This window comes from Priestia koreensis, assembly GCF_022646885.1.
Taxonomy (GTDB): Bacteria; Bacillota; Bacilli; order Bacillales; family Bacillaceae_H; genus Bacillus_AG; species Bacillus_AG koreensis_A.
The window spans coordinates 3192974-3214711 of record NZ_CP061868.1; the positions used below are offsets into that span (position 1 = coordinate 3192974).

Annotated in this window: 20 protein-coding genes and 2 riboswitches; all 20 genes read right to left on the bottom strand. The window is 42.7% G+C overall.

Annotated features, from left to right (window positions below):
- Positions 1-2: 2 nt before the first annotated feature.
- Positions 3-1127 (bottom strand): cobalt-precorrin 5A hydrolase, encoded by a 1125-nt coding sequence (locus IE339_RS16825; protein ID WP_242169401.1) that lies wholly within the window; start codon positions 1125-1127, stop codon positions 3-5.
- Positions 1124-1900: a precorrin-4 C(11)-methyltransferase gene (gene cobM, locus IE339_RS16830; protein ID WP_242169402.1), complete on the bottom strand. Its 777-nt coding sequence runs from the start codon at positions 1898-1900 to the stop codon at positions 1124-1126. Before cobM ends, IE339_RS16825 begins: the two co-directional genes overlap by 4 nt.
- On the bottom strand, positions 1897-2598 hold the full coding sequence (cobI, locus tag IE339_RS16835) for a precorrin-2 C(20)-methyltransferase (protein WP_242169404.1): 702 nt from the start codon (positions 2596-2598) through the stop codon (positions 1897-1899). Before cobI ends, cobM begins: the two co-directional genes overlap by 4 nt.
- Positions 2595-3803, bottom strand: coding sequence for a precorrin-6y C5,15-methyltransferase (decarboxylating) subunit CbiE (gene cbiE, locus IE339_RS16840; protein ID WP_242169406.1), 1209 nt, complete (start codon positions 3801-3803; stop codon positions 2595-2597). The genes cobI and cbiE overlap by 4 nt, the downstream gene beginning before the upstream one ends.
- Positions 3793-4893 (bottom strand): cobalt-precorrin-5B (C(1))-methyltransferase, encoded by a 1101-nt coding sequence (locus IE339_RS16845; protein ID WP_242169408.1) that lies wholly within the window; start codon positions 4891-4893, stop codon positions 3793-3795. The genes cbiE and IE339_RS16845 overlap by 11 nt, the downstream gene beginning before the upstream one ends.
- A gap of 1 nt (position 4894) precedes the next feature.
- On the bottom strand, positions 4895-5545 hold the full coding sequence (locus IE339_RS16850; protein WP_242169410.1) for a precorrin-8X methylmutase: 651 nt from the start codon (positions 5543-5545) through the stop codon (positions 4895-4897).
- Entirely contained in the window at positions 5545-6318 is a 774-nt protein-coding gene (gene cobK / locus IE339_RS16855; RefSeq protein WP_242169412.1) for a precorrin-6A reductase, read from the bottom strand. The genes IE339_RS16850 and cobK overlap by 1 nt, the downstream gene beginning before the upstream one ends.
- Position 6319: 1 nt before the next feature.
- Positions 6320-7237 (bottom strand): sirohydrochlorin chelatase, encoded by a 918-nt coding sequence (locus tag IE339_RS16860; protein ID WP_242169414.1) that lies wholly within the window; start codon positions 7235-7237, stop codon positions 6320-6322.
- Between the two features lie 15 nt (positions 7238-7252).
- Positions 7253-8827 carry a precorrin-3B C(17)-methyltransferase gene (cobJ, locus tag IE339_RS16865; protein ID WP_242169417.1) on the bottom strand — a complete coding sequence of 525 codons (1575 nt, stop codon included), beginning with the start codon at positions 8825-8827 and terminating at the stop codon, positions 7253-7255.
- A gap of 26 nt (positions 8828-8853) precedes the next feature.
- On the bottom strand, positions 8854-9252 hold the full coding sequence (locus IE339_RS16870; protein ID WP_242169419.1) for a (2Fe-2S) ferredoxin domain-containing protein: 399 nt from the start codon (positions 9250-9252) through the stop codon (positions 8854-8856).
- Positions 9253-9396: 144 nt separating this feature from the next.
- Positions 9397-9586: riboswitch (cobalamin riboswitch) on the bottom strand.
- Complete coding sequence (locus IE339_RS16875) at positions 9560-9715, bottom strand: hypothetical protein (RefSeq protein ID WP_242169421.1); 156 nt, start codon at positions 9713-9715, stop codon at positions 9560-9562. (Overlaps the previous riboswitch by 27 nt.)
- Positions 9705-9882, bottom strand: a riboswitch (cobalamin riboswitch). (Overlaps the previous gene by 11 nt.)
- A 160-nt stretch (positions 9883-10042) precedes the next feature.
- On the bottom strand, positions 10043-11002 hold the full coding sequence (locus tag IE339_RS16880; RefSeq protein WP_242169423.1) for an ABC transporter permease: 960 nt from the start codon (positions 11000-11002) through the stop codon (positions 10043-10045).
- Positions 11003-12058 (bottom strand): ABC transporter permease, encoded by a 1056-nt coding sequence (locus tag IE339_RS16885; RefSeq protein WP_242169424.1) that lies wholly within the window; start codon positions 12056-12058, stop codon positions 11003-11005.
- The gene (locus tag IE339_RS16890) at positions 12055-13584 is read right to left on the bottom strand and encodes an ABC transporter ATP-binding protein (protein WP_242169426.1); all 1530 of its coding nucleotides are present in this window, start codon (positions 13582-13584) and stop codon (positions 12055-12057) included. The genes IE339_RS16885 and IE339_RS16890 overlap by 4 nt, the downstream gene beginning before the upstream one ends.
- Before the next feature lie 141 nt (positions 13585-13725).
- Positions 13726-14820, bottom strand: coding sequence for a BMP family lipoprotein (locus IE339_RS16895; protein ID WP_242169428.1), 1095 nt, complete (start codon positions 14818-14820; stop codon positions 13726-13728).
- A 141-nt stretch (positions 14821-14961) separates the two neighbouring features.
- The gene (locus IE339_RS16900) at positions 14962-15687 is read right to left on the bottom strand and encodes a GntR family transcriptional regulator (protein ID WP_242169430.1); all 726 of its coding nucleotides are present in this window, start codon (positions 15685-15687) and stop codon (positions 14962-14964) included.
- 517 nt (positions 15688-16204) lie between these two features.
- Positions 16205-18586, bottom strand: a complete 2382-nt coding sequence (locus tag IE339_RS16905; protein WP_242169432.1) for a DNA translocase FtsK — start codon at positions 18584-18586, stop codon at positions 16205-16207.
- A gap of 257 nt (positions 18587-18843) precedes the next feature.
- Entirely contained in the window at positions 18844-19050 is a 207-nt protein-coding gene (locus tag IE339_RS16910) for a YlzJ-like family protein (RefSeq protein ID WP_242169434.1), read from the bottom strand.
- On the bottom strand, positions 19047-19799 hold the full coding sequence (locus IE339_RS16915) for a ClpP family protease (RefSeq protein WP_242169436.1): 753 nt from the start codon (positions 19797-19799) through the stop codon (positions 19047-19049). Before IE339_RS16915 ends, IE339_RS16910 begins: the two co-directional genes overlap by 4 nt.
- Before the next feature lie 180 nt (positions 19800-19979).
- Positions 19980-21647, bottom strand: a complete 1668-nt coding sequence (locus IE339_RS16920; RefSeq protein ID WP_242169438.1) for a ribonuclease J — start codon at positions 21645-21647, stop codon at positions 19980-19982.
- Positions 21648-21738: the final 91 nt, after the last annotated feature.

Consider the following 21738-nt stretch of genomic DNA (forward strand, 5'->3'; position numbering starts at 1 on the left):
GTTTACGAAAATGGAATTACTGCAACAGAGATCGTCACATTTCCCGACTTCTTTTTCTCTACTTCAAGAGATTTCGCTCCGCTATACAAACGAACGGCAGGCTCACTTACCCCGTAAGCACCCGTATATTTAAAAACCGTATCAGACGGTGCGTTGATTTCCACTTCATTCATCTGTTCGGGCGTGTAATAAACAAATTCCCATCCGTGCTGATTGACGAGCTCAATGAGTCCCTGTTCGTCTTTTTTCAAATCAATCGTACAAATCGCTTTGACGCTTTTAATAGAGAAGCGGAGTTCATCTAACGTTTCCTCTATTACTGCTTCGATTTCTTCCTTCGTTGTTCCTCTATTACATCCAATTCCAAGAGCAATTGTTTTTGGCCGATAAAGAACACCGTTATGTAGCAGCACCTCTTCGTCTTTGGATAAGATACGATGTGTGACAACAAGTGCAGCTTGAAAATCTTCATTTAGTGCTTCTCTAGTTGAACGTTTATAAGTAAAATGAGCAGGCAATGGATGGTCGTAATTCCACCAACTACGCTCACCGGACTCTTGCACGATCACCACTCTCTCTTCGTTTACGACTGACGCACTAACGGGAGTCAGCTTCTCTGCTGATTCCCACACCCAGCCAAAACGCTTTCCAAATAAGTCAACGGGAATCGTTTTCTGAACATCTGAAGCCGTTGTGATCACGGGATGTGCCTGTAAAAGAGCCGCGACTTCCCTCGTTAGCTCATTCGCTCCTCCGATATGACCTGAAAGAACACTAATCACATTTTCGCCTTTATCATCGATCACGACAACCGCTGGATCCACTTTTTTATCTTTTAAAAGCGGAGCAATCATTCGAACAACGGCTCCTAACGAGATAATTAAAATAATCCCTTTATATCGTTGAAAAAGAGAAGGAAGCAACAATCGAACGCTTCCCTCAAATAATTGAATTTGCTTTTCTGACTCGTCTCCTTTACCAAACTTGCTCATGTAGTAAAGATCGGCATGCTGAAAGGTTGCACGTAATTTTCTGGCAAGCTCCACCCCGTGCTTTGTAATCGCAACAAGCGCATAATCGCCGTCTACTTTAACGTCAGGTATCATCGACTCTTGCAATGAAATCATCTCGTTGACACTCCTTTACGATACCCATGAGTGAAGGCTTGGTCATATAACTTTGAGCGATAATCTTTGTCATGGATATCCGGGTCTAGTGCCCAGCCAGCTAAAATCATGGCTTGCTTTCGAATCCCATTTTTCTTCATATCTTTATCTAGATGTTCAACGGTCGTTCGGACAATTTTTTCATCGGGCCATGAGGCTTTATAGACGACCGCAACTGGAGTATCCTTACTCCAACCGGCCGCTATAAATTCCTTCATCACTTTTTTCGTCAGCGTCGCACTCAGAAAGAGCGCAATGGTACACTGATGCTTTCCGAGGTCACGTAGTTTTTCGAACTCTGGGACAGGCGTTCGTCCTTCCGCTCTTGTTAAAATAAGGGTCTGTGTTAAGTCAGGAATCGTTAATTCTGCTCCAACAGCCGCTGCAGCCGCAAATACAGAGCTCACACCTGGGATAATCTTCGTTTCAATTCCTTCTTTTTTAAGTAACGCCATTTGCTCCATAATTGCTCCGTACACCGCAGGATCACCCGTGTGAACACGAACGACCTTTTTTCCTGTTTTTACATGTTGCACCATTACTTCGACCATTTCTTGCAAATGCATGCCGGCCGTTTTAATAATTTCCGCATCTGGCTTCGCTTTTTTAATCAGTTCCTCACTCACAAGAGAGTCTGCATAAAGCACCACATCCGCTTCTTGTAAGAGGGTTAAGCCTTTTACCGTAATTAAATCTGGATCTCCTGGTCCTGCGCCAACAATATATAGCTTCATTTTCTCACCACCATTAATGTTAAATATTCGAGATCAACGTTATGTAATTCATTTATGTTCCAAACGACTTCTTCATCAGACGTAACCTTCGTAATGACAGATGCTTTCTCCGCAAGCCCAAGCTCATTTAAGACATCGATCATAACATCCATCACCTTTGCTACTTTTATAAAGACCACACAGTCGTGCTGTTCGAGCGCCTGCTTCATCTTTTCACGATCGCCCGTTGCTGGAATGATCGCTACATGATCATCACCATCCGCAAGTGGAAGAGCTAATCGTGATGCAGCACCGTTAAAGGAAGAAATACCTGGGACAACCTGCACCTCTACTTCTGGATGCTCTTCACGCATCATTTTCATCATATGAATAAAGGTACTGTATAAAAGAGGATCACCTTCCGTGACAAATGCAACGTCTTTCCCCTCCTGAAGCTTCTCCCATACCTTCTCAACCGTTCGCATCCACTGCTCGTTTAAAATGGCAGGATCTTTTGTCATCGGAAACACCAGACCAAGCATTTCCTTTTCTGCTGGGTTCACGTACACATCAATAATTTTATGGGCATAGCTTTTACTTCCTTGACGCTTTTTGGGGTAAGCGATTACGTGAGATTCCTTCAATTTTCGGAAGGCTTTCACGGTAATAAGCTCTGGGTCTCCAGGACCAACACCAAGACCGTATAACGTTCCAATCATTTTTCTTCCTCCGTTTCTCGTCTTGCTGTAATAATATAAATAGGATTTAGTGCGTCAAAGCGAGTAAGATTTAAAATAGGCTTACTTCTAGAGGCCTGAATGAGCATAATATCAACAGCAAACCCTCGCTCTTTAAATCCTCTCACTGCGTCCATCATGTTTTCAATCGTCACCGCGTTTAGTACGATACGACCGTTTGGCTTTAAGCGCTCGCAGCTCTGATCCAAAATTCCATTCATATCTCCTGCGGTTCCTCCAATAAATACTGCATCAGGATCAGGAAACTCTTGAAGACGATCAGGTGCCTTTCCAAGTACAGCTGTAAAGTCGGTGCGAAACTTGTGCATATTGAGGTAGCAATTGGCAAGGTCTCCCTCATTTTTTTCAATCGCATATACGCTGCCGTGACGGCTAATCCGTGCCGCTTCAATCGCTACTGAGCCTGTACACGTACCAACATCCCACACAACGCTTGTATCCGTTAGCTCTAGTGCACTTACGCTTAATGTTCGCACTTCTTTTTTGGTGATCAGACCTTTTTCGGGCTTACGCTGGTAAAATTCATGATCGTCAATACCAAGTGACCAAACGGGACCGTTCTTTACTTGTTTTAACACAACCACATTTAAAGGAGAAAAGGAGTGTTCGCATGCATCCGTTAACGTCCACCAGCCTGTACGCTCCTCTTCTCCACCAAGATTTTCCCCCACAAACATTTCATATTCGTCCATCCCATATGACAACAGATATTTGGCAATGATGGAAGGAGAGTTCTCATGATCGGTAAGAAGCACGATCTTCTTCTGTCCATCTATCTTTTGCGCTAGTCCCGTCATCGAGCGACCGTGTACGCTAATCATCGTTGCATCTTGCCAACCTTCTCCTATTCTAGCAAAAGCAAGCTGAATCGAGCTCACGCTAGGGTACAGCTCTATTGGTAGTTTTTTAGATAAGTAGCTCCCAATTCCGTAGAAAAGCGGATCACCTGATGCCAATACGACCGTTTGGCGCGTTTCATTTTTTAATTCTTCTACAAGAGAGGACAAACCACTTGTAATGCTACGTTTCTCTCCTTGAAAATTTGGGAAGAAGTCTAGCATCCGCTCCCCTCCAACGAGCAGTTCGCTTTCATCAATCCACTGCTGATAGGTTGGAAGAATACTAGCTACACCACTATCTCCTATTCCAATTACCTTAATCCCCACTCTCGACCATCGCCTTTCCTAATTGTTCGCCTTTCATCGTGTACAGCGTCGTTTCAATCGTTAGATCACCTTTTACTTCAGTTAAAGCTGATTGATTGCAATATGTACAAAGCTTTGTAAAAAAAGATTCGTTTCCCGCCATTATTTCGGCTGCCTGTGATGCTGTATTTGCTTCCTTAATCTCTTCTACAAGTGAATCAGAGGCTCCTGATTGGGCCGCCACTTCGGACAAGAATGCGAGACTGACAGGAGCGCTCTTAGAATGAACCATCATAACGCCCTGTGCGACCTTTGAGAATTTCCCCATCATCCCAACCATTGATACTTTTTTTACACCTTGCTTTTTGCATTGCTTCAGCGTGAAGCCAACAAAATCACCCATTTCAATAAAAGCTTCCTCTGGCAAATGTGGATACTGCTTCATTGCGTACTTTTCGCTTCTCCCACCTGTCGTAATGACAACGTGCTCACAATTAGACGCTCTTGCAACGCTGATCGCTTGAACGATACTTGCCATGTAAGCAGAGGTAGAAAACGGCACCACAGTTCCCCTTGTGCCTAGAATGGAAATACCGCCAATAATACCGAGGCGACCGTTCAGCGTTTTTTCAGCCATTTCCTCTCCTTTCGGAACCGAGATAATGACTCGTACGCCCGTTTTCACCCCGTATTCCGTTAGTACGTCCTCGACCACCTGTAAAATCATTTTCCGCGGTACGGGATTAATAGCCGCTTCTCCCACCGAAACAGGTAGTCCAGGCTTCGTCACGCGTCCAACGCCTACCCCACCGTCTAGCGTAACGCCTTCAGGCTGAAAGCTTACGGTCGCTTCAATGAGCGCACCGTGCGTGGCATCCGGATCATCCCCAGCGTCTTTAATCGTCGAAGTTTTGACAGAACCGTCTAGCCATTCACAGCTTTCCATCTGAAACGTAGCAAATTTCTTGATCGGTAAATAGATGGTTGCTTCTGTTTGCGGAATACCGGTAATAAGCGCTGTTAGAGCCGCTTTTGTGACAGCAGTCGCACATGCTCCTGTCGTATAGCCTTGGCGAAGCGGCTTTTCTTCCGTTTGTTTCTTTGCTTCCATCTCACTGAACGGCTGTTGCTAAAAGCGAAATCGCGTTTAACGCCGCAACTGTTACCGTACTCCCACCTTTTCGACCGATGTTTGTGATGAACGGAATATCAAGCTTTGCGAGCTCCTCTTTTGATTCCGCAGCGGACACAAAGCCAACTGGAAGACCAATGACGAGTCCTGGTCTTGCTTCTCCTTCTTTAATAAGGCGAATTAACTCTAAAAGAGCCGTCGGTGCATTTCCAATCGCAAAAATGCCGCCGTCCGCTTCTTTTACGGCCTTTCTCATCGAAATAATGGCACGAGTCGTATCCAAACGTTTTGCTTCTTCCATTACATCCTCATCTGAAATATACACGCGAATGTCACCGCCAAATTGCTCGATGCGCTGTTTACTTACGCCAACTTGTACCATTTGCACATCTGCCACAACTCGTTTTCCGCTTCTGATCGCTTTGATCCCTGCTTGAATAGCATCACGGTGAAACACCATACTTCGCCCAAGCTCAAAATCGGCTGAAGCGTGAATAACACGCTGAACAACCCGATATTGCTCTTGTGTAAAAGGATGTTCCCCGATTTCTTCTGTAATCATTTCGAAGCTTTTTCCTTCAATTTGCTGTGGCTGCACGGTTAACGGTTTAAACTCTGTACGAAAATCCATTACTTCTCCCCCTTAGATAACTGATGTACGGCTGTTAGCACGTCCTCAAATGTTTGATGCACGTTCCCATATGAAATGTCAGGACGCTTAATCACAATGACATGGACCCCTAAATCCTTCGCGGCCTCAAGCTTTTGATCGACTGATCCGACTTTCCCACTTTCTTTTGTAATCATCGTCGTGACGCCGTACTGCTTATAAAGAGCCTGATCAAATTCTTTTGTAAAGGGCCCTTGAATAGCGATAATATGCTTCTGTGGCAAACCGAGCTGCTCACATTTTTCCATGTTGTCTTTACGAGGAAGCATTCGAGCGATAAGCTTTACATTTGGCAAATGCAGCAGTTCATTTGTAAACACCTGGAGCGTTTTGCTTCCCGTTGTTAGCATGACGGTGCCTCCACGAAGCGCTGCAAGCTTTGCCGCCTTTTCATAGCTTTCGACAACCTGAAGAAGCGGATCATCAATAACGTGGTGTGCGCGCTCATAGCGGATATACGGGATCGACGTATTGGCGGCCGCTGCAATTGCATTTTTAGAAGCTTCTTCTGCAAACGGATGACTCGCATCTACTACTAACGTAATCTTGAGGTCTTGAATGATTTTCTCCATCTCTTCTGCCGTTAAGCGGCCGACTCTTACAGGAATGTTCTCATTTTTCAACTCAATAGCAGCATTTTCAGTTACTACTGTTGCAAGCACGGAATGCTCGGCTTGTTTTAGCTTGCGTGCTAATTCACGTGCGTCACTCGTACCCGCTAAGCATAGAATCATCTTATTTCCCTGCCTTCTCAAGCTCGTGATGATGGTGGCTATGATCATGATGATGGTGGCTATGATCATGATGGTGGTGGTGATCATGATCGTGATGATGATGATGGTGATCTATGTGCTCCATCGCTTCTTTACGATACACGCACGTATCACAGTTCATTTTCACTTCTCCCTCTAACGCCTCGTGTGCTCGGTCAAGAAGGATCGTCTCCAGTTTTTCATGAAAGCCGAAGTAGCCCGCAAGTGACACCACGGTCCCATTCGACTGATTATTAAACTGTTCGACCATTCCCTCTAATCGCTTAATTAAGATCCCTGTAAAGAGGAAATAAGGTAAAATGATAATTCGTTTCGCTCCTAGTTTCACACATCGTTCAATACCTTGTGCGACAAGCGGGTCCGTCACTCCCATAAAAGCAGGTTCGACCATCTTATAGTTCGTTTTTTCCCATAGAAGACGGCTAATTTTGTAAAGTTCGCTATTTGCATCCGGATCACTTCCGCCTCTTCCTAAAAGCAGAATAGCCGTGTCATCTGCTGGTGATTCCGTGTTTTCTCCTAGCTCGTGAAGGCGCGTTTTTAAAATTTCAAACGTTTCTTCATGAATGCCGATTGGACGTCCGTACGTGAAGCCGATATGTGGATACTGTTCTTTTGCTTCATCAATGGCAGCTGGAATATGGATTTTCGAGTGCCCTGCTGGTAGAAGCATGATTGGAATAAGATGAACATGACTTGCGCCTTTTTCAATACAGTTCTGAATTCCCTCTGTAATGGTTGGATGCTGGAACTCTAAAAAACACGTTTCAACCAAAATGTCCGCTCCCATTTTTCCCTTCAAACGCTCTGTCACAACGAGCACCTGCTCATTGCCCTCTGAATCTCTACTACCGTGGCCAATAAATAAAACTGCCTTCATCTATGTTTCCTCCTCTTAATCGTCCCCGCATGGAACAGGTTCTAATTTGATTTTTGGTGTGACATCACGATGAATAAATCCTCCGACTGCACCGACACGTTTAAAAAATTTATAAAAGGACTCATTCGCATGTCCTTGTTCTTTGTATTCGTGCACGATGCCTGTTACCATCTCTACAATCTCTTCCTGGGAAATACCTTCTGCAACAGGTTGTCCGGGATGTGCCGTGCGACCAACTGTTTTGGCTCCTAAAAACAAGTCAAACTTCCCTCTTCGAAACACAATGCCAATATCTTCGTTTACCGCGCCGTAACAAGCCATGGCGCATCCGTTAAAGCCAATTTTCAATTCCTTAGGAACATCCATTCCACCAAGAAGTTGCTGTAGCTGCTGAACCTGGGGAATCGAAGAATCCTTTTCTCCTTCGCAAAAGTCACATGCTTTTACCGTGACAACCGAGCCAACCGGAAAAAGTAAAAATCCTTCTGCTTCTAGCTTTTCTGTTATTTCATGAGGAGATAAAGTTGGAATTGATAGCTTCATATAGTGGTCCGTTGTATATTCAATGCTTCCTTTTTCTCCCGCGATTGCTGCAAGAGTCGCTAGCTGCGTTGGAGTAAACTTTTTCTCTACTACACCTGGACTAACAGCCACTTCAAAGATCGTTTCCACCTGTTGTTGAACGATGGTCGAAGCAGCCTCACCGCTTGCAGCTTGAAGCGCCTCCTCTGCCCATCTTCTAGACGATTTAATTTCGACATCTTGATCAAGTGCCCACGGCTCCGCTTCTTTTTTTAACCGCTGATGAGGCTTTAATGGCTGTGTCGTTTGATTAAGCGTGTATTTACGCTGATAGCCTCTTGGTGTAATCATTAAGTCCTCATACATAAACGTGGACGAGTTTCCAATTACAACCGTTGTCAGCATCCCGATATCGTGTTGCAGCATGTCAGCTAGCGTTGTTTTAACGATTTCCTGACGATCGCGATAAGCGCTCTTCACAAGTCCTACTGGCGTATCAGGCGAGCGATAGTTTAGTAGAATTCGCTGTGCCTCCATAATTTGACGTGTTCGTCTCCCACTTTTAGGGTTGTAAAGCGCAATGACAAAATCTGCCTGAGCTGCCGCATCTAGCCGCTTTGCAATGAGCTCCCACGGTGTGAGGTGATCACTTAAACTAATCGTGCACGAATCGTGCATAACAGGGGCCCCCAGCAGTGACGCACAGGAATTAATGGCTGAAATCCCCGGGACAACCTCCACTTTTATTCCATCAGTCGGTTTCCAGCCTTTTTCAACTAATACTTCGTAGACAAGTCCAGCCATCCCATATACGCCCGAATCTCCGCTTGAAATAACAGCGATCGTTTTACCTTGCTCTGCCTGCTTCACCGCTTCTTGTGCCCGACTTACTTCTTCCGTCATTCCGGTGCTAATGATTTGTTGATCCCCAAGCAGGCCGCTTATCAACTCAACGTACGTTTTGTATCCAATAATCATATCGCTCTCTTGAATCGCTTTTTTTGCACGCTCCGTAATATGTTCAAAGCTTCCAGGTCCAAATCCCACGACCAGTACTTTTCCGCTCATCTCCTATTCCACTCCTTTCTATTGAATTACGACTTAACAGACTCTTTCTTTTCATCCTTATTCTTTTCAATTCCTTTGATCGCTTCTGTATGACCCGTACGAGCAAGCTGTCCTTCTTCAAAGTGGTAGACGAGAGAATCATGCAGAGGCACGTTATCACGCAAATGACTTTGCACCATCAAACGAGCTTTGTCTGGTGTCATCCCTTCATACCAAGCGCCTTCAGGATATACAACGACTACACACGCATCCTTACAGCGACCGTTACATCTTGTACGAGATGTATGCACGTGCTCGTCCAAGCCAAGCGTCTTAATTTCATCGCGGATCGCCACCGTAACCTCTTCTCCTCCTTTACGCATACAGCTTGATCCATTACACATTAGTACGTGTTTTTTCATTCCTTCTAAATTCCAGGTTGTCATATGAACACTCCATTCTTTTTGGCACATTTTTTAAAATGGTTAAGCTTTAAAACAAAAAAACACCTCTATCAATAGATAGAGGTGCAGAATAATAGACAGATTACATCAGCATACGCCTGCACTTCTGTCTATAGTCCCGTAGACGAAGTAGTTGTTGTGACGGCAGGTCTCCTGACTTTGGTTCATCATTTTATTGCGCCTTCCCGAGCATTCAGTGGCATTGTGCAATAAAACTCACCGTTTACAGTGGCGGGTACCGTGATGGATTTTCACCATCTTCCCTTTTAAGCGCAGCTCCTCTTTGAAGCTACACACCGTCATAACGAATATTCAATTTGTAGTGAACATAAAAAAAACTCCGCCAAGGAATTTGGCCGAGCATCGTTAATAAGGGAAGAAGGATAGACTTCTTCACCGCACCAACGCCTCGAACTTTCCATCCCCGAAAAATTGAAACATTCAAAATAAAGACAGGTCTCCTGACTCGTGTATCAGCCTACTTTGATTCCTTCCCGTCTACTTTCGACAGTGGTTTCATCATTTCGTCCACACTTACAGTTGCGGGGGCAGCTGTGGAATTTCACCACATTCCCTTTTAAGCGATTTCGCATCTTTATTTTTGGTAACTATAAATTTATGTAATTGGCAAAATTTTTCGACTTACGAGATTAATTATAGTAATGTTAAAATCCCTTTGTCAACAAAATAAAAGGAAATGTCCTCCACCTTTTATAAAGAAGAAGGGCACTTCCTTTCATGAAGCGGTGAGTACACCGCTTAAATCGTGACTTTATCTCTTACCTTTTTCGTACGGTGTACCAAGTGCTTTCGGTGCATCTGCACGTCCAACAAATCCAGTTAGCGCTAAAATTGTTAATAAATACGGCGCAATTTTTAGCAACACATTTGGAATTTCTTGAATGTACGGAATTTGCTCACCTGTGATACTAAGTGATTGTGCAAGCCCGAAGAATAATGCAGCACCCAGTGCTCCTAGCGGATGCCATTTTCCGAAAATCATCGCTGCTAGCGCTAAGAAACCTTGTCCAGCAATTGTCGTTCCAGAGAAGTTTGTTGCAATAGATGTTGCGTACACAGCCCCACCAATTCCAGCAAACAAACCAGAAAGCATAACCCCTACATAGCGCATAGCTGTAACGTTGATCCCCATCGTATCTGCTGCCATTGGATGTTCCCCAACAGAGCGAAGACGAAGACCGAACGGCGTTTTATAAATGATGTACCAAACGAAAAACGCAAGTGCAATCGCAATGTACGAAGTAGCCGGTACAGATTTAAAGAATAGATCTCCAATGACCGGAATTTTCGATAGAACCGGAACATCGATTTTATCAATACGAACTTGGATAAAATCAGTTTGACCTTTTCCATAGATGTTTTTAATTAAGAAGACAGATAGACCCGCTGCTAAGAAGTTCAGTGCCACACCGCTGACGGTTTGATCAGCTTTTAATGTGATTGTTGCAACAGCATGAATAAGGGCAAAAATCATGCTTGCAAGTGCCGCTAGCCCTATTCCTAACCAAGGAGCAGCTGCACCGAGTGAATCTTGAAACGTCAGTGTCGTAACGATACCTGTAAAAGCGCCAAAAAGCATAAGACCTTCTAATCCAATATTTACAACCCCTGATCGTTCGCTAAATACGCCTCCTAGAGCTGTAAAAATGAGCGGTGCCGCCGAGTAAAGCGCAGCCTGTGTGATTAGCGCAAGAATGTCAAGAAAGCTCATTTATTTTCCCTCCTTGCCGAGTCGAGTTAAAAACCAGCGAACAACGTAGCTAGATGCTACAAAGAAAATGATCAGTGCGATAATAATTCCAACAAGCTCAGATGGTACATTCGCCATAAAGTTCATTTCTGGTGCAGCTGTTTTTAAACCACCGAATAAAAACGAAGCAAGCACAATACCAATGGCGCTGTTCGCACCTAAAAGTGCTACCGCAATTCCATCGAATCCTGTTCCTGTAAAGGACGATAAGCTGTTCATGTATTGGAATGTTCCTAACCCTTCCATTGAACCGGCAAGACCTGCAAACGCACCCGAAATAACCATGGAAAGAATGATGTTTCCTTTTACGCTCATTCCCGCATATTGTGAAGCATGCTGATTGTAACCAACCGCTTTTAGTTCATAGCCTTTCGACGTTTTCGATAGTAAAAACCACATAACAATTGCAGCTAAAAGCGCAACAAAGATTCCGTAGTGCATACGAGAATTTTCCGTAATCGATGCAAAAAACGGTGATGCGAGTGAAGCTGACTCTTTAATGTTATACGACTTTTCGTTTCCGCCATATATATACGTCTTAATTAAGAAGCTTGTTGTATATAGTGCGATGTAGTTCATCATAATCGTAACGATAACTTCATTTACGCGAAAGCGTGCTTTCAAGAAACCTGGAACAAATCCCCAAATGGCTCCTGCAGCTGCTGCTGCTAAAAGTGAGAGCGGAATATGAATAACCGCCGGTAAATCAAATTTGTATCCAACAAAAACGGCGGCAAACCAGCCTACAAGAAGCTGACCTTCAACCCCGATGTTGAATAACCCCGTTTTAAACGCAAACGCCACGGCAATCCCAGCTAAGATAAGCGGAGTCATCGCACGTACGGTTTCTCCAAGCGCCTTCGGATCTCCGACCATCCCGTCAAACAACGACTGATAACCAAACACTGGATCATAGCCACCGATTAACATGATGATACCGCCCACTAACAGTCCCAAGATCGCTGCTACTATCGGAATGAGAACATTGATAAAGCGCTCATTTCTTAATATCTTCATGATGATGCACCAACTTTCTCTTGCTTTCCACCAGCCATCAATAAGCCAAGCTCTTGTTCGTTCGTTGTTTTTGGATCAACAACGGCAACAATTTTCCCTTCATAGATGACCGCAATACGATCGCTTAAGTTCATAACTTCATCTAACTCTAGTGATATGAGTAAAACGCCGCGTCCTTTGTCGCGCTCTTCCACTAGCTTAGAATGAATAAACTCAATAGCCCCCACATCAAGACCACGAGTAGGCTGTGCCGCAATCAGTAATTCAGGGCTTCGATCCACTTCACGGGCGATGATCGCCTTTTGCTGATTTCCCCCTGAAAGAGCACGTGCTGGCGTAAATTCACTCGGTGTGCGAACGTCAAATTCCTTAATTAACGTTCGGGCTTTTTCATAGATTTTTTTGTAGTTTAAAATTCCGCCTTTTGAGAACGGCTTTTTGTAATACGTTTGAAGAGCCGTATTTGCTCCGATCGTATAATCAAGCACTAGCCCATGCTTATGTCGATCCTGAGGAATATGACCTACCCCAGCCTCCGTAATCTTTCTTGTGCTAAGCGGTGTCAGATCAAGGTCTTTTAACTTAACAGAGCCTGATTTTGCTTTACGAAGTCCTGTAATAGCTTCGATGAGTTCCGTCTGGCCGTTTCCTTCCACTCCAGCAATCCCTACAATCTCTCCGGAACGCACTTCAAGATTTAGACCATTCACAGCGGAAACGCCGCGGGAGTCCTCAACTACTAAGTCCTGAATATCAAGCACCACTCCTTGTGGAACGGCATCTTTTTTCGTTGTTTTAAAATGCACTTCACGTCCAACCATTAAAGAAGCAAGCTCGTCCGCGTTTGTGTCAGCTACCGTTACAGTGCCGATTCCTTTTCCTTTACGGATAACCGTACAGCGATCACAAACAGACATAATCTCTTTTAATTTGTGCGTAATTAAAATGATGGATTTTCCTTCTTTAATTAAGTTTTTCATGATTTGAATAAGTTCTTGAATTTCCTGCGGCGTTAGTACCGCTGTCGGCTCATCAAAGATTAAAATATCAGCACCGCGGTACAGCGTTTTTAAGATTTCGACGCGCTGTTGCATACCTACAGAAATGTCTTCAATTTTGGCATACGGATCAACGGATAACCCGTACTGTTTTGATAGTGCTTCAATTTTTTGTGCGGATTCTTTAATTTGAATTTTCCCCGCCTTTGTTGGCTCACTACCTAAAATGATGTTTTCCGTTACCGTGAATTTTTCAACTAGCATAAAGTGCTGATGAACCATCCCGATCCCTAGGCCATTTGCCACGTTCGGGTTCGTAATCTTTACTTCTTCACCACGAACCTTGATTTCGCCTTTTTCTGGCTGATATAGTCCAAATAGCACGTTCATGAGCGTAGACTTACCGGCTCCATTTTCACCTAGAAGCGCATGTATTTCACCCTTTTGTACCTGAAGCGTAATATTATCGTTTGCTACGATACCAGGGAATTCTTTTCGAATATTTAGCATTTCAATTACATATTCCACAATGTACCCTCCTTCTACCTGTACGTTCTCTATGAAACTAGAAGGTTATCTTTATTCACAAAGAGGGTGACTCCATAGGAGCAGGAGTCACCCTAATACAAACATTACATACGTCATTGCTTTATGAGCGTGTGCTCACGTTTATTTTAAAGTTGATTCGAATTCTTTGTACTCATCGTCAGTTGCTGGTACTTTGATTTCGCCTTTAAGAATCTTTTGTTGGTACTCATCTACTGCTTTTAACGTGTCTTCAGTAAGATTGTCTTTTGTTGGAGCGATTCCAACGCCATCTTCTTCAAGACCGAATACTACTTCTTTACCACCAGGGAATTTTCCATCCATTGCTTCTTGCGTTACTTCTTGAACCGCTACGTCTACACGTTTAACCATTGAAGTTAACGTTACGTTTTCAGGCATACCTTCTTCATGTTGGTCACGGTCAACACCAATTACCCATACATCTTGACCTTTTTTCTTACGGTTTTTCGCTTCAGTGAACACACCATTACCTGTACCACCAGCTGCATGATAAATAATATCAGCGCCTTGCTCGTACATTGTTGCTGCAATTGATGAACCTTTTTCTGGAGCATTGAAGTCACCAGCGTATTGAACCACTACTTCAGCTTTTGGATTAACTGATTTTACACCAGCTTTAAATCCGCTTTCGAATTTTTTAATTAACGGAGAGTCTACTCCACCAATGAAACCGACTTTGTTTGTTTTCGTTTGCTTTGCTGCAGCTACACCCACTAAGAATGAACCAACGTGCTCTTTAAATGTAATTGCCGCTACGTTATCTAATGTAACAGGATTTCCTTTTGCATCTGTTAAAATGCTGTCAACTAGGGCAAAGTTTGATTTCGGATTTTGCTCTGCTGCTTTTTGAATATCATCTTCCATTAAGAAGCCGATTCCGAATGTTAAGTCAAAGTTTGCATCTACGAATTTGCTTAAGTTTGGCTGGTAATCGTCAGCTTTTGTAGATTGAAGATATTTGTAGCCTGTTCCTTCTTCAAGACCATGCTTTTTACCAAATGCTTGTAACCCTTCCCAAGCTGATTGGTTAAATGATTTATCATCAACCCCACCTGTATCTGTAACCATCCCTACTTTAAAGTTTGAATTTTTGCCGTCTCCGCCTGCTTTTTCAGCATTGTCAGAACCACAAGCACCCAAAATTGTTCCTGCCGCTAACACTAATGATAACGCTAAACCTGCTTTAACCTTTTTCATTGATAAATGACCCCCAATTTTTTTCTAAGAATGATGGATATGCTAAAAAAAGTAACCTATTTATTACCTTTTTTTACATTCACCTCCTCAAAAGCGTTTCCAAAACCAATAAAAAATTTTCTGAAAATTTAAAGCAAACTATTAAGTTCTTTTTCTCAATACGTGGAAGCTGAATTGATCCGCTTTAAAATAGTTTAATGAATAAAGAATAGGATCGTCCTGTACATCGTAGTGCATTTGTTTCAGTGCCAAAAGTGCTGTTTCTGGGTTACACTCTAGGACTGGTGACACTTTTTCATGATAACCGATCGGCTCTATATGAGCAATCGCATATGAGATTTTTTTCCCAGCCTGTAAGTTTAATACGTCTAGTAATGATTCTAATTCACCAGAAAAATAGTTTGGGAGATATTTCCTCGGCACTCGATCCACACAGTACACAACGGGCTGTCCATCCGCAGTACGAACGCGCTCAATCATTAAAATTGAATCGCCTTCCTCACATTGAAATCGCTCTCTATCCTCTTCTGTTGCTTCTTGAATTTGAGTGGATAAAAAGATTGTTCCCGGCTTCATTCCTGCTTGCTTAATCATATCTGTGACACTGCTTAGTTGTTCAATTCCCGAACTGAACGTCGGTCTACTGTTAATAAATGTACCGACTCCGTGTCGTCTAATAATTACATTCTCTTCTTCAAGAATTCGAAGAGCCTCACGCAGCGTTGCGCGACTGACACCTAGTTGTTTCGATAAATCAAACTCAGATGGAAGGCGCTCTTTTTCTTTGTAGACACCTTCTGCAATCTTCTGCTTAATGTTATCGATTACTTGCAAATACAGATGTCGACTATCTACTTTTATAGACATATCGGTTCCCCCATACAAAAATATCTGTCATCAGACATCTGATGTTTTACGCCTATCATAACCGAAAATAATATATCATTTTTCGACAAATAAATAAATAGGTTATATTAATTTTATTAAAAAACTTTTAAAAATTTATTAATTTTCTAATAAAGTGCTACAATAACCGAACTTTACATTATATTTGTATATCTTTAATCCATTTTGTCTATTGATCTCTTTCTATCTCTACATAGAAAAAATTAGCAACTATTTTATTTCCTTTATTTATTCGCACTCTTTTCCCTAGCCCATTTTGCACTATTTACACCTAGAAATCCTCTCCTTTTAAAAAAGAAGATGAATCTTGTCATTTTCCTTTATTTTCATTTCTCCCCACGTTGCTATTTAAACGTAAACGATTACTATTACTATTTACTCACAAACATTTTAATATTTATTCCTTAATATGCATTTCCAATCGATAAAAAAAGAAGAATGAATGGAATTCACTCTTCTTTTTTGTATATTATCTGTATTATGAGCCTACTTCTTCATTTCCGTATTGTGAGATGAGAACAGCTCGTGGTTTACTTCCTTCATATGGTCCTACTACACCGCGTTGCTCCATTGCATCAATCAATCGCGCTGCACGGTTGTAGCCCACACGGAATCGACGTTGAATCATTGATACAGAAGCCGTCTGCATTTCGACTACAAGCTGTACGGCTTCGTCGTATAAATCATCATCGAAGTCATCTGTTTGTTCAGGCTCATCACTTGGAATCATGCTTTCCTGGTATTGAGCCTTTTGCTGCGAGATGACGAAATCTACTACGGTTTCTACTTCATCATCTGATAGAAATGCCCCTTGAACACGGACAGGCTTCGATGCCCCAACAGGCATGAAGAGCATGTCCCCACGGCCGAGTAGCTTCTCTGCTCCTCCCATGTCCAAAATCGTTCTTGAATCGGTTTGGGAAGACACGCTAAACGCAATACGTGAAGGGATGTTCGCTTTAATGACCCCAGTGATAACGTCAACAGATGGACGCTGCGTGGCGATAATTAAATGAATGCCGGCTGCACGAGCCATCTGCGCTAGTCGTGTGATCGCATCTTCTACGTCTGATGAAGCAACCATCATTAAATCAGCAAGCTCATCGACAATCACCACAATGTAAGGCAAGTGCGGCTGCTTCGCTTCTTCTTCTTCATTATGTCGCGTTACATATTCATTGTAGCCTTCAATATTTCTTGTACCCGTATGAGAGAATAACTCATAGCGGCGCTCCATTTCGCTTACTACTTTTTTCAATGCCTGTGATGCTTTTTTCGGATCGGTTACAACAGGAGCCAGTAAATGAGGAATTCCATTATACACGTTCAGCTCAACCATTTTAGGGTCAATCATCATCAGCTTTACTTCATGTGGCTTTGCGCGCATTAAAATACTGACGATAATTCCGTTGATACAAACACTTTTCCCACTGCCCGTTGCTCCTGCAACGAGAAGATGGGGCATTTTATTCAGTTCGGCTAGAACTGCCTCACCAGAAATATCACGACCTAACCCAACTAAAAGTTTTGAATCTGGTCGTTTATTTTGTTTTGTCTCGAGCACCTCACGGATCGATACCATTGCGACCTCTTCGTTCGGCACTTCGATCCCAACAGCTGATTTCCCAGGAATCGGTGCTTCAATTCGAATATCTTTTGCTGCAAGTGCTAGCGCCAAATCATCGCTTAAGTTCACGATTTTACTTACCTTCACTCCGACATCTGGATGCACTTCATACTTCGTAACCGCTGGACCGAGATGAACTTTCTCAACCGTTGCTTTTACGCCAAAGCTTTGAAACGTTTTTTCTAGTTTTTCCGCGTTTGCATAAATGTTTTTATGCTCTTTCGCCTGGTTGCTTTTCTTCGGTACAGCAAGAAGCGTAACGGGAGGAAGCTCGTATGACGTATTTTCCTGCTCAACAAAATTCATAATAGGTGCCGGCTTCTCTTCTACCTCTGCCTTTTCTTTCGGTGCTGCTGAAGCTTTTACAGGCGGTTCCACTTTCAACACTGGAGGAGTAGCCGAAATCGCTGCATCTTCCTCCTCTTGATCAAAGTGTGCAATAATTTGCGGCCCTCCTGCTGTTCTTGGTGGTGGTGCTGGTGCCTCTTGCTGCTCATTTGTTTCCTCTTCCTGTGGAGGCTCCACATTTTTCACCTTTTTACGCTTTGGACGTGGTGTTCGTGCTTGTTTTGGCTGACTCTTCTTTTCATTCAGCCAATCCTTCATATCCTCAATGCCTTCTTGTACCTCATTTACGATAAACGAACCAATTGGCTTAATGATACGAAACAAGGTTTCTTGCAACGAACGACCTGTAATTAAAATAATTCCCACAATGATTAAAATAGAGGCCATTAATTCCGTTCCAAGCTGATCAAATAAGTAATAAGAAGCGGCAAACATCACTGCACCAATCATCCCACCACCGAGATCGCTGCCTGTCGCCTTGCCTTGTGCCTCCAGCCAAAATAAATCCCACGTATTCATAATGACGGATGGATCTTGAAACATTCCGTCTCGTGATAAATTTTGAAATAAGGTCACATGACTAAATAACAGGATGGCGAGTATAACAATATAAATACCAATTAACGGTCTTGAGACAAAGCTTGGACGCTGTCTCTTCCAGATAATATACACAGCAACAATTAATAAGCCAATAAGGTTGAGCATGTACCATTCACCTGTAAAAAATCGGATAAACAGCACAAGCGTTTCACCTACTACTCCAAGCTCAGCCATTCCAATACATGCAAGCGCAAATAGAAACAGCCCAATTAATTCATACTGTAAAATTTTCTTCCATTCTTCTTTCTTTGCTTCACTTCGTTTTCGTTGTTTTTTCTTAGCCATTCTTTCACTCCAATCACCCGACACAGATTGCGCTGTAAAAATGATCCTATACAAAAAGTACACCATTTCTTTGCAATCCCCTGCTTGTTCCCTTAAAAACTTCAAAAAGACACCTCTCCATTGTCTTTTATGATCGTGCGTTCTCACGCCAATTAGACAAGGAGCGATGCCTCAAGAACACGTTCGACGTGCTTTCGATGTATCCTATTATACCATATTCTCTTTCAGTTTCTATGATATGCTAATGAATTTAAGCCTTACATCACCGTTTCGCCAGGCTGATAGCGACTGTCTAGGTAATCTTGTGGATTCGTGCTTAGCATACGGACAATCTGATGTTGTCCATTCTCATTTTGCATAACGACAAATGGAATTCCGTTGTACTCTACAACCTTTTGTTGTGCCTCCGTAACTGATTCAGTCGGAAAAATCAGCTCTTGCGGCATCATCGTGTATAAAATCATTGAAGAAGATGCTCCTCATTGGACTGATCTTCGTGACCAATCAACTCATTTAGCTTACGAAGAGCTTGCCCGATTCCGCCTACTTCATCAATTAAGCCGTACTCTACCGCGTCTGCTCCGACCACATTTGTACCGATATCACGTGTTAAATTCCCTTTTGAAAGCATCAGCTCTTTAAATTTTTCTTCCTGAATGTTTGAATGCTTCGTTACAAAATTAATGACGCGTTCCTGCATTTTATCAAGATATTCAAAGCTTTGTGGGACTCCGATAACAAGACCTGTTAGTCGTACCGGATGAATCGTCATGGTAGCCGTTTCCGCGATAAACGAATAATCCGTCGATACAGCAATAGGAACACCGATGGAATGGCCTCCACCTAGTACGATTGATACGGAAGGTTTGGAGAGAGAAGCAATCATTTCTGAAATCGCAAGGCCTGCCTCCACGTCTCCACCAACTGTATTGAGGATAATCAAAAGACCTTCAATATTTGGGTTTTGCTCAATTGCTACAATTTGTGGAATAACGTGCTCGTACTTTGTCGTTTTGTTTTGTGGTGGAAGCTGCATATGTCCTTCAATTTGACCGACGATTGTCAAACAGTGAATCTTCGTATCTGGTGTCATTTGAGCAACATTTGTTTGACCAAGCTGTTGAATTTTATTTACTAGATCTGATTTATTTTGCTTTTGTTCGTCTTGCTGAGGAGCTGCTTCTGCAGACTGATATTCATGTTCATTTGTCAATGCGCTCCCGCTCCTTTCGATAATGGAATACTGTTAGTATGAGCGCTCTGTCCATTTTCATGCTTATTTTCCTCTTTTAACTTCATTCTTTGCTCATAAAAAAAGGACGGATTAGAACCTGTATCGGCACGAATCCATCCTTTTGCTTTTCTACGACTATTTGACTTTGAGCTGTTCAGCTTATATTTCCATAATAATTGGTAAAATCATTGGGCGTCTCTTTGTTTTTTCATATAAAAATTGATTAAGGCTCTCTCTCATTCCTAATTTAAGGGAGGACCATTCGATTGTGCGTTCACGAATAGAGTCTATAAGCAGCTGCTCTACTCGTTCTGTAGCCTCACGTAATAGCTGCTCAGATTCTCGAACATATACGAACCCTCTTGAAATAATTTCAGGACCTGTCACAATTTTTCGATTTGCTTTGTCAATTGTAACGACTACGAGCAAAATTCCATCCTGTGAAAGAAGACGACGATCGCGTAGAACGATATTTCCTACATCTCCTACACCTAATCCATCAATAAGCGTGTTTCCAGATGGTACTTTTGTCGAAACGGACGGCGTTCCTTTTTTATAGTCAATTACGTCCCCTTTATCAACAATAAAGATACGGTCTTTTGATAGACCTACTTCTGCCGCGAGCTTTGCATGAGCCATTTGCATGCGATATTCGCCTTGAATCGGTATAAAATAGGTCGGCTTCATGAGATTAAGCATGAACTTAAGCTCTTCTTGACTTCCGTTTCCTGATACAGTCACAGGCTGACGGCCATATATCACTTTTGCTCCAGTGCGGAACAATTGATCAATGATTTTCGAAAAAGGAAGCTCATTTCGTGGTGCAGGGACGACTGAAATAATAATCGTATCCGTCTGCTTTACTCCGACAAATTTATCATTTTGACGCAGCATACGAACGAACGGCAGAAGTGGCTCCTGATGCGTTCCTGCTGTCAAAACGATCAGCTCTGAATCGCTATATTTGCTCATCTCCTGAGGAGAAACAAACAATTCCTCTGGTACAGATAACTGATCAAGATCACTTGCTACGTCAACCATGCGCTGAAGCGTACGACCTAGCACGACTACTTTTCGATTTGTTTCTACAGCTGCGTCAATTACCTGCTGAATGCGGTACACGTGAGTGAGAGATGTGGCAACAATTACCCGCTGTTTTGCTTGACGGAATGATTTCATCATCTCATTTGCTACAGAAGCTTCAGAGGCCGTATAGCCTGGTCGCTCAGCATTGGTGCTATCTGATAATAAAAACAATACGCCCTCTTCGCCAAGCGCTGCCATTTTCCCAATATCAGCACGCTGATTGCCAACAGGTGTTTGATCGAATTTGAAATCCCCTGTATGAACAATCGCTCCTTCAGACGTATGAAATGCGATCCCAATTGAGCCTGGAATGCTGTGGCTTGTGGAGAAGAATGTAACGTTTGTTCGCTCGTGGCGAATTGTTTTGTCCGTATCAATCACATATAATAATTGCTTTTTGTTCACACCAACTTCTGAGAGCTTTTCTTTCGCCAACGCAATCGTAAATTTTGTCCCGTAAACTGGCGCATCTAGCTTACGTAGAATGAATGGTAAACCGCCGATATTTTCATCATGCCCGTGGGTAAGAAAAATTGCTCTTACCCGATGCTTGTTTTCCAATAAGTATGAAACGTCTGGAATGACAACATCGATACCGAACATTTCATTTTCTGGAGACATAAGACCTGCGTCTACTACGTAGATATCGTCATCCAATTCCACTACATACATATTTTTGCCTATTTCTCCTACTCCTCCTAGAGCGAAGATTTTGATATTTTCTGTCTTTTTCATATTCAACCTAGTTCCTCCTACATCATATAAAGCCGCTCAAAGTCACTTACTAGTATTATAACTGATGTAGAAATTGGTGTACAATGATTTTCCTTGA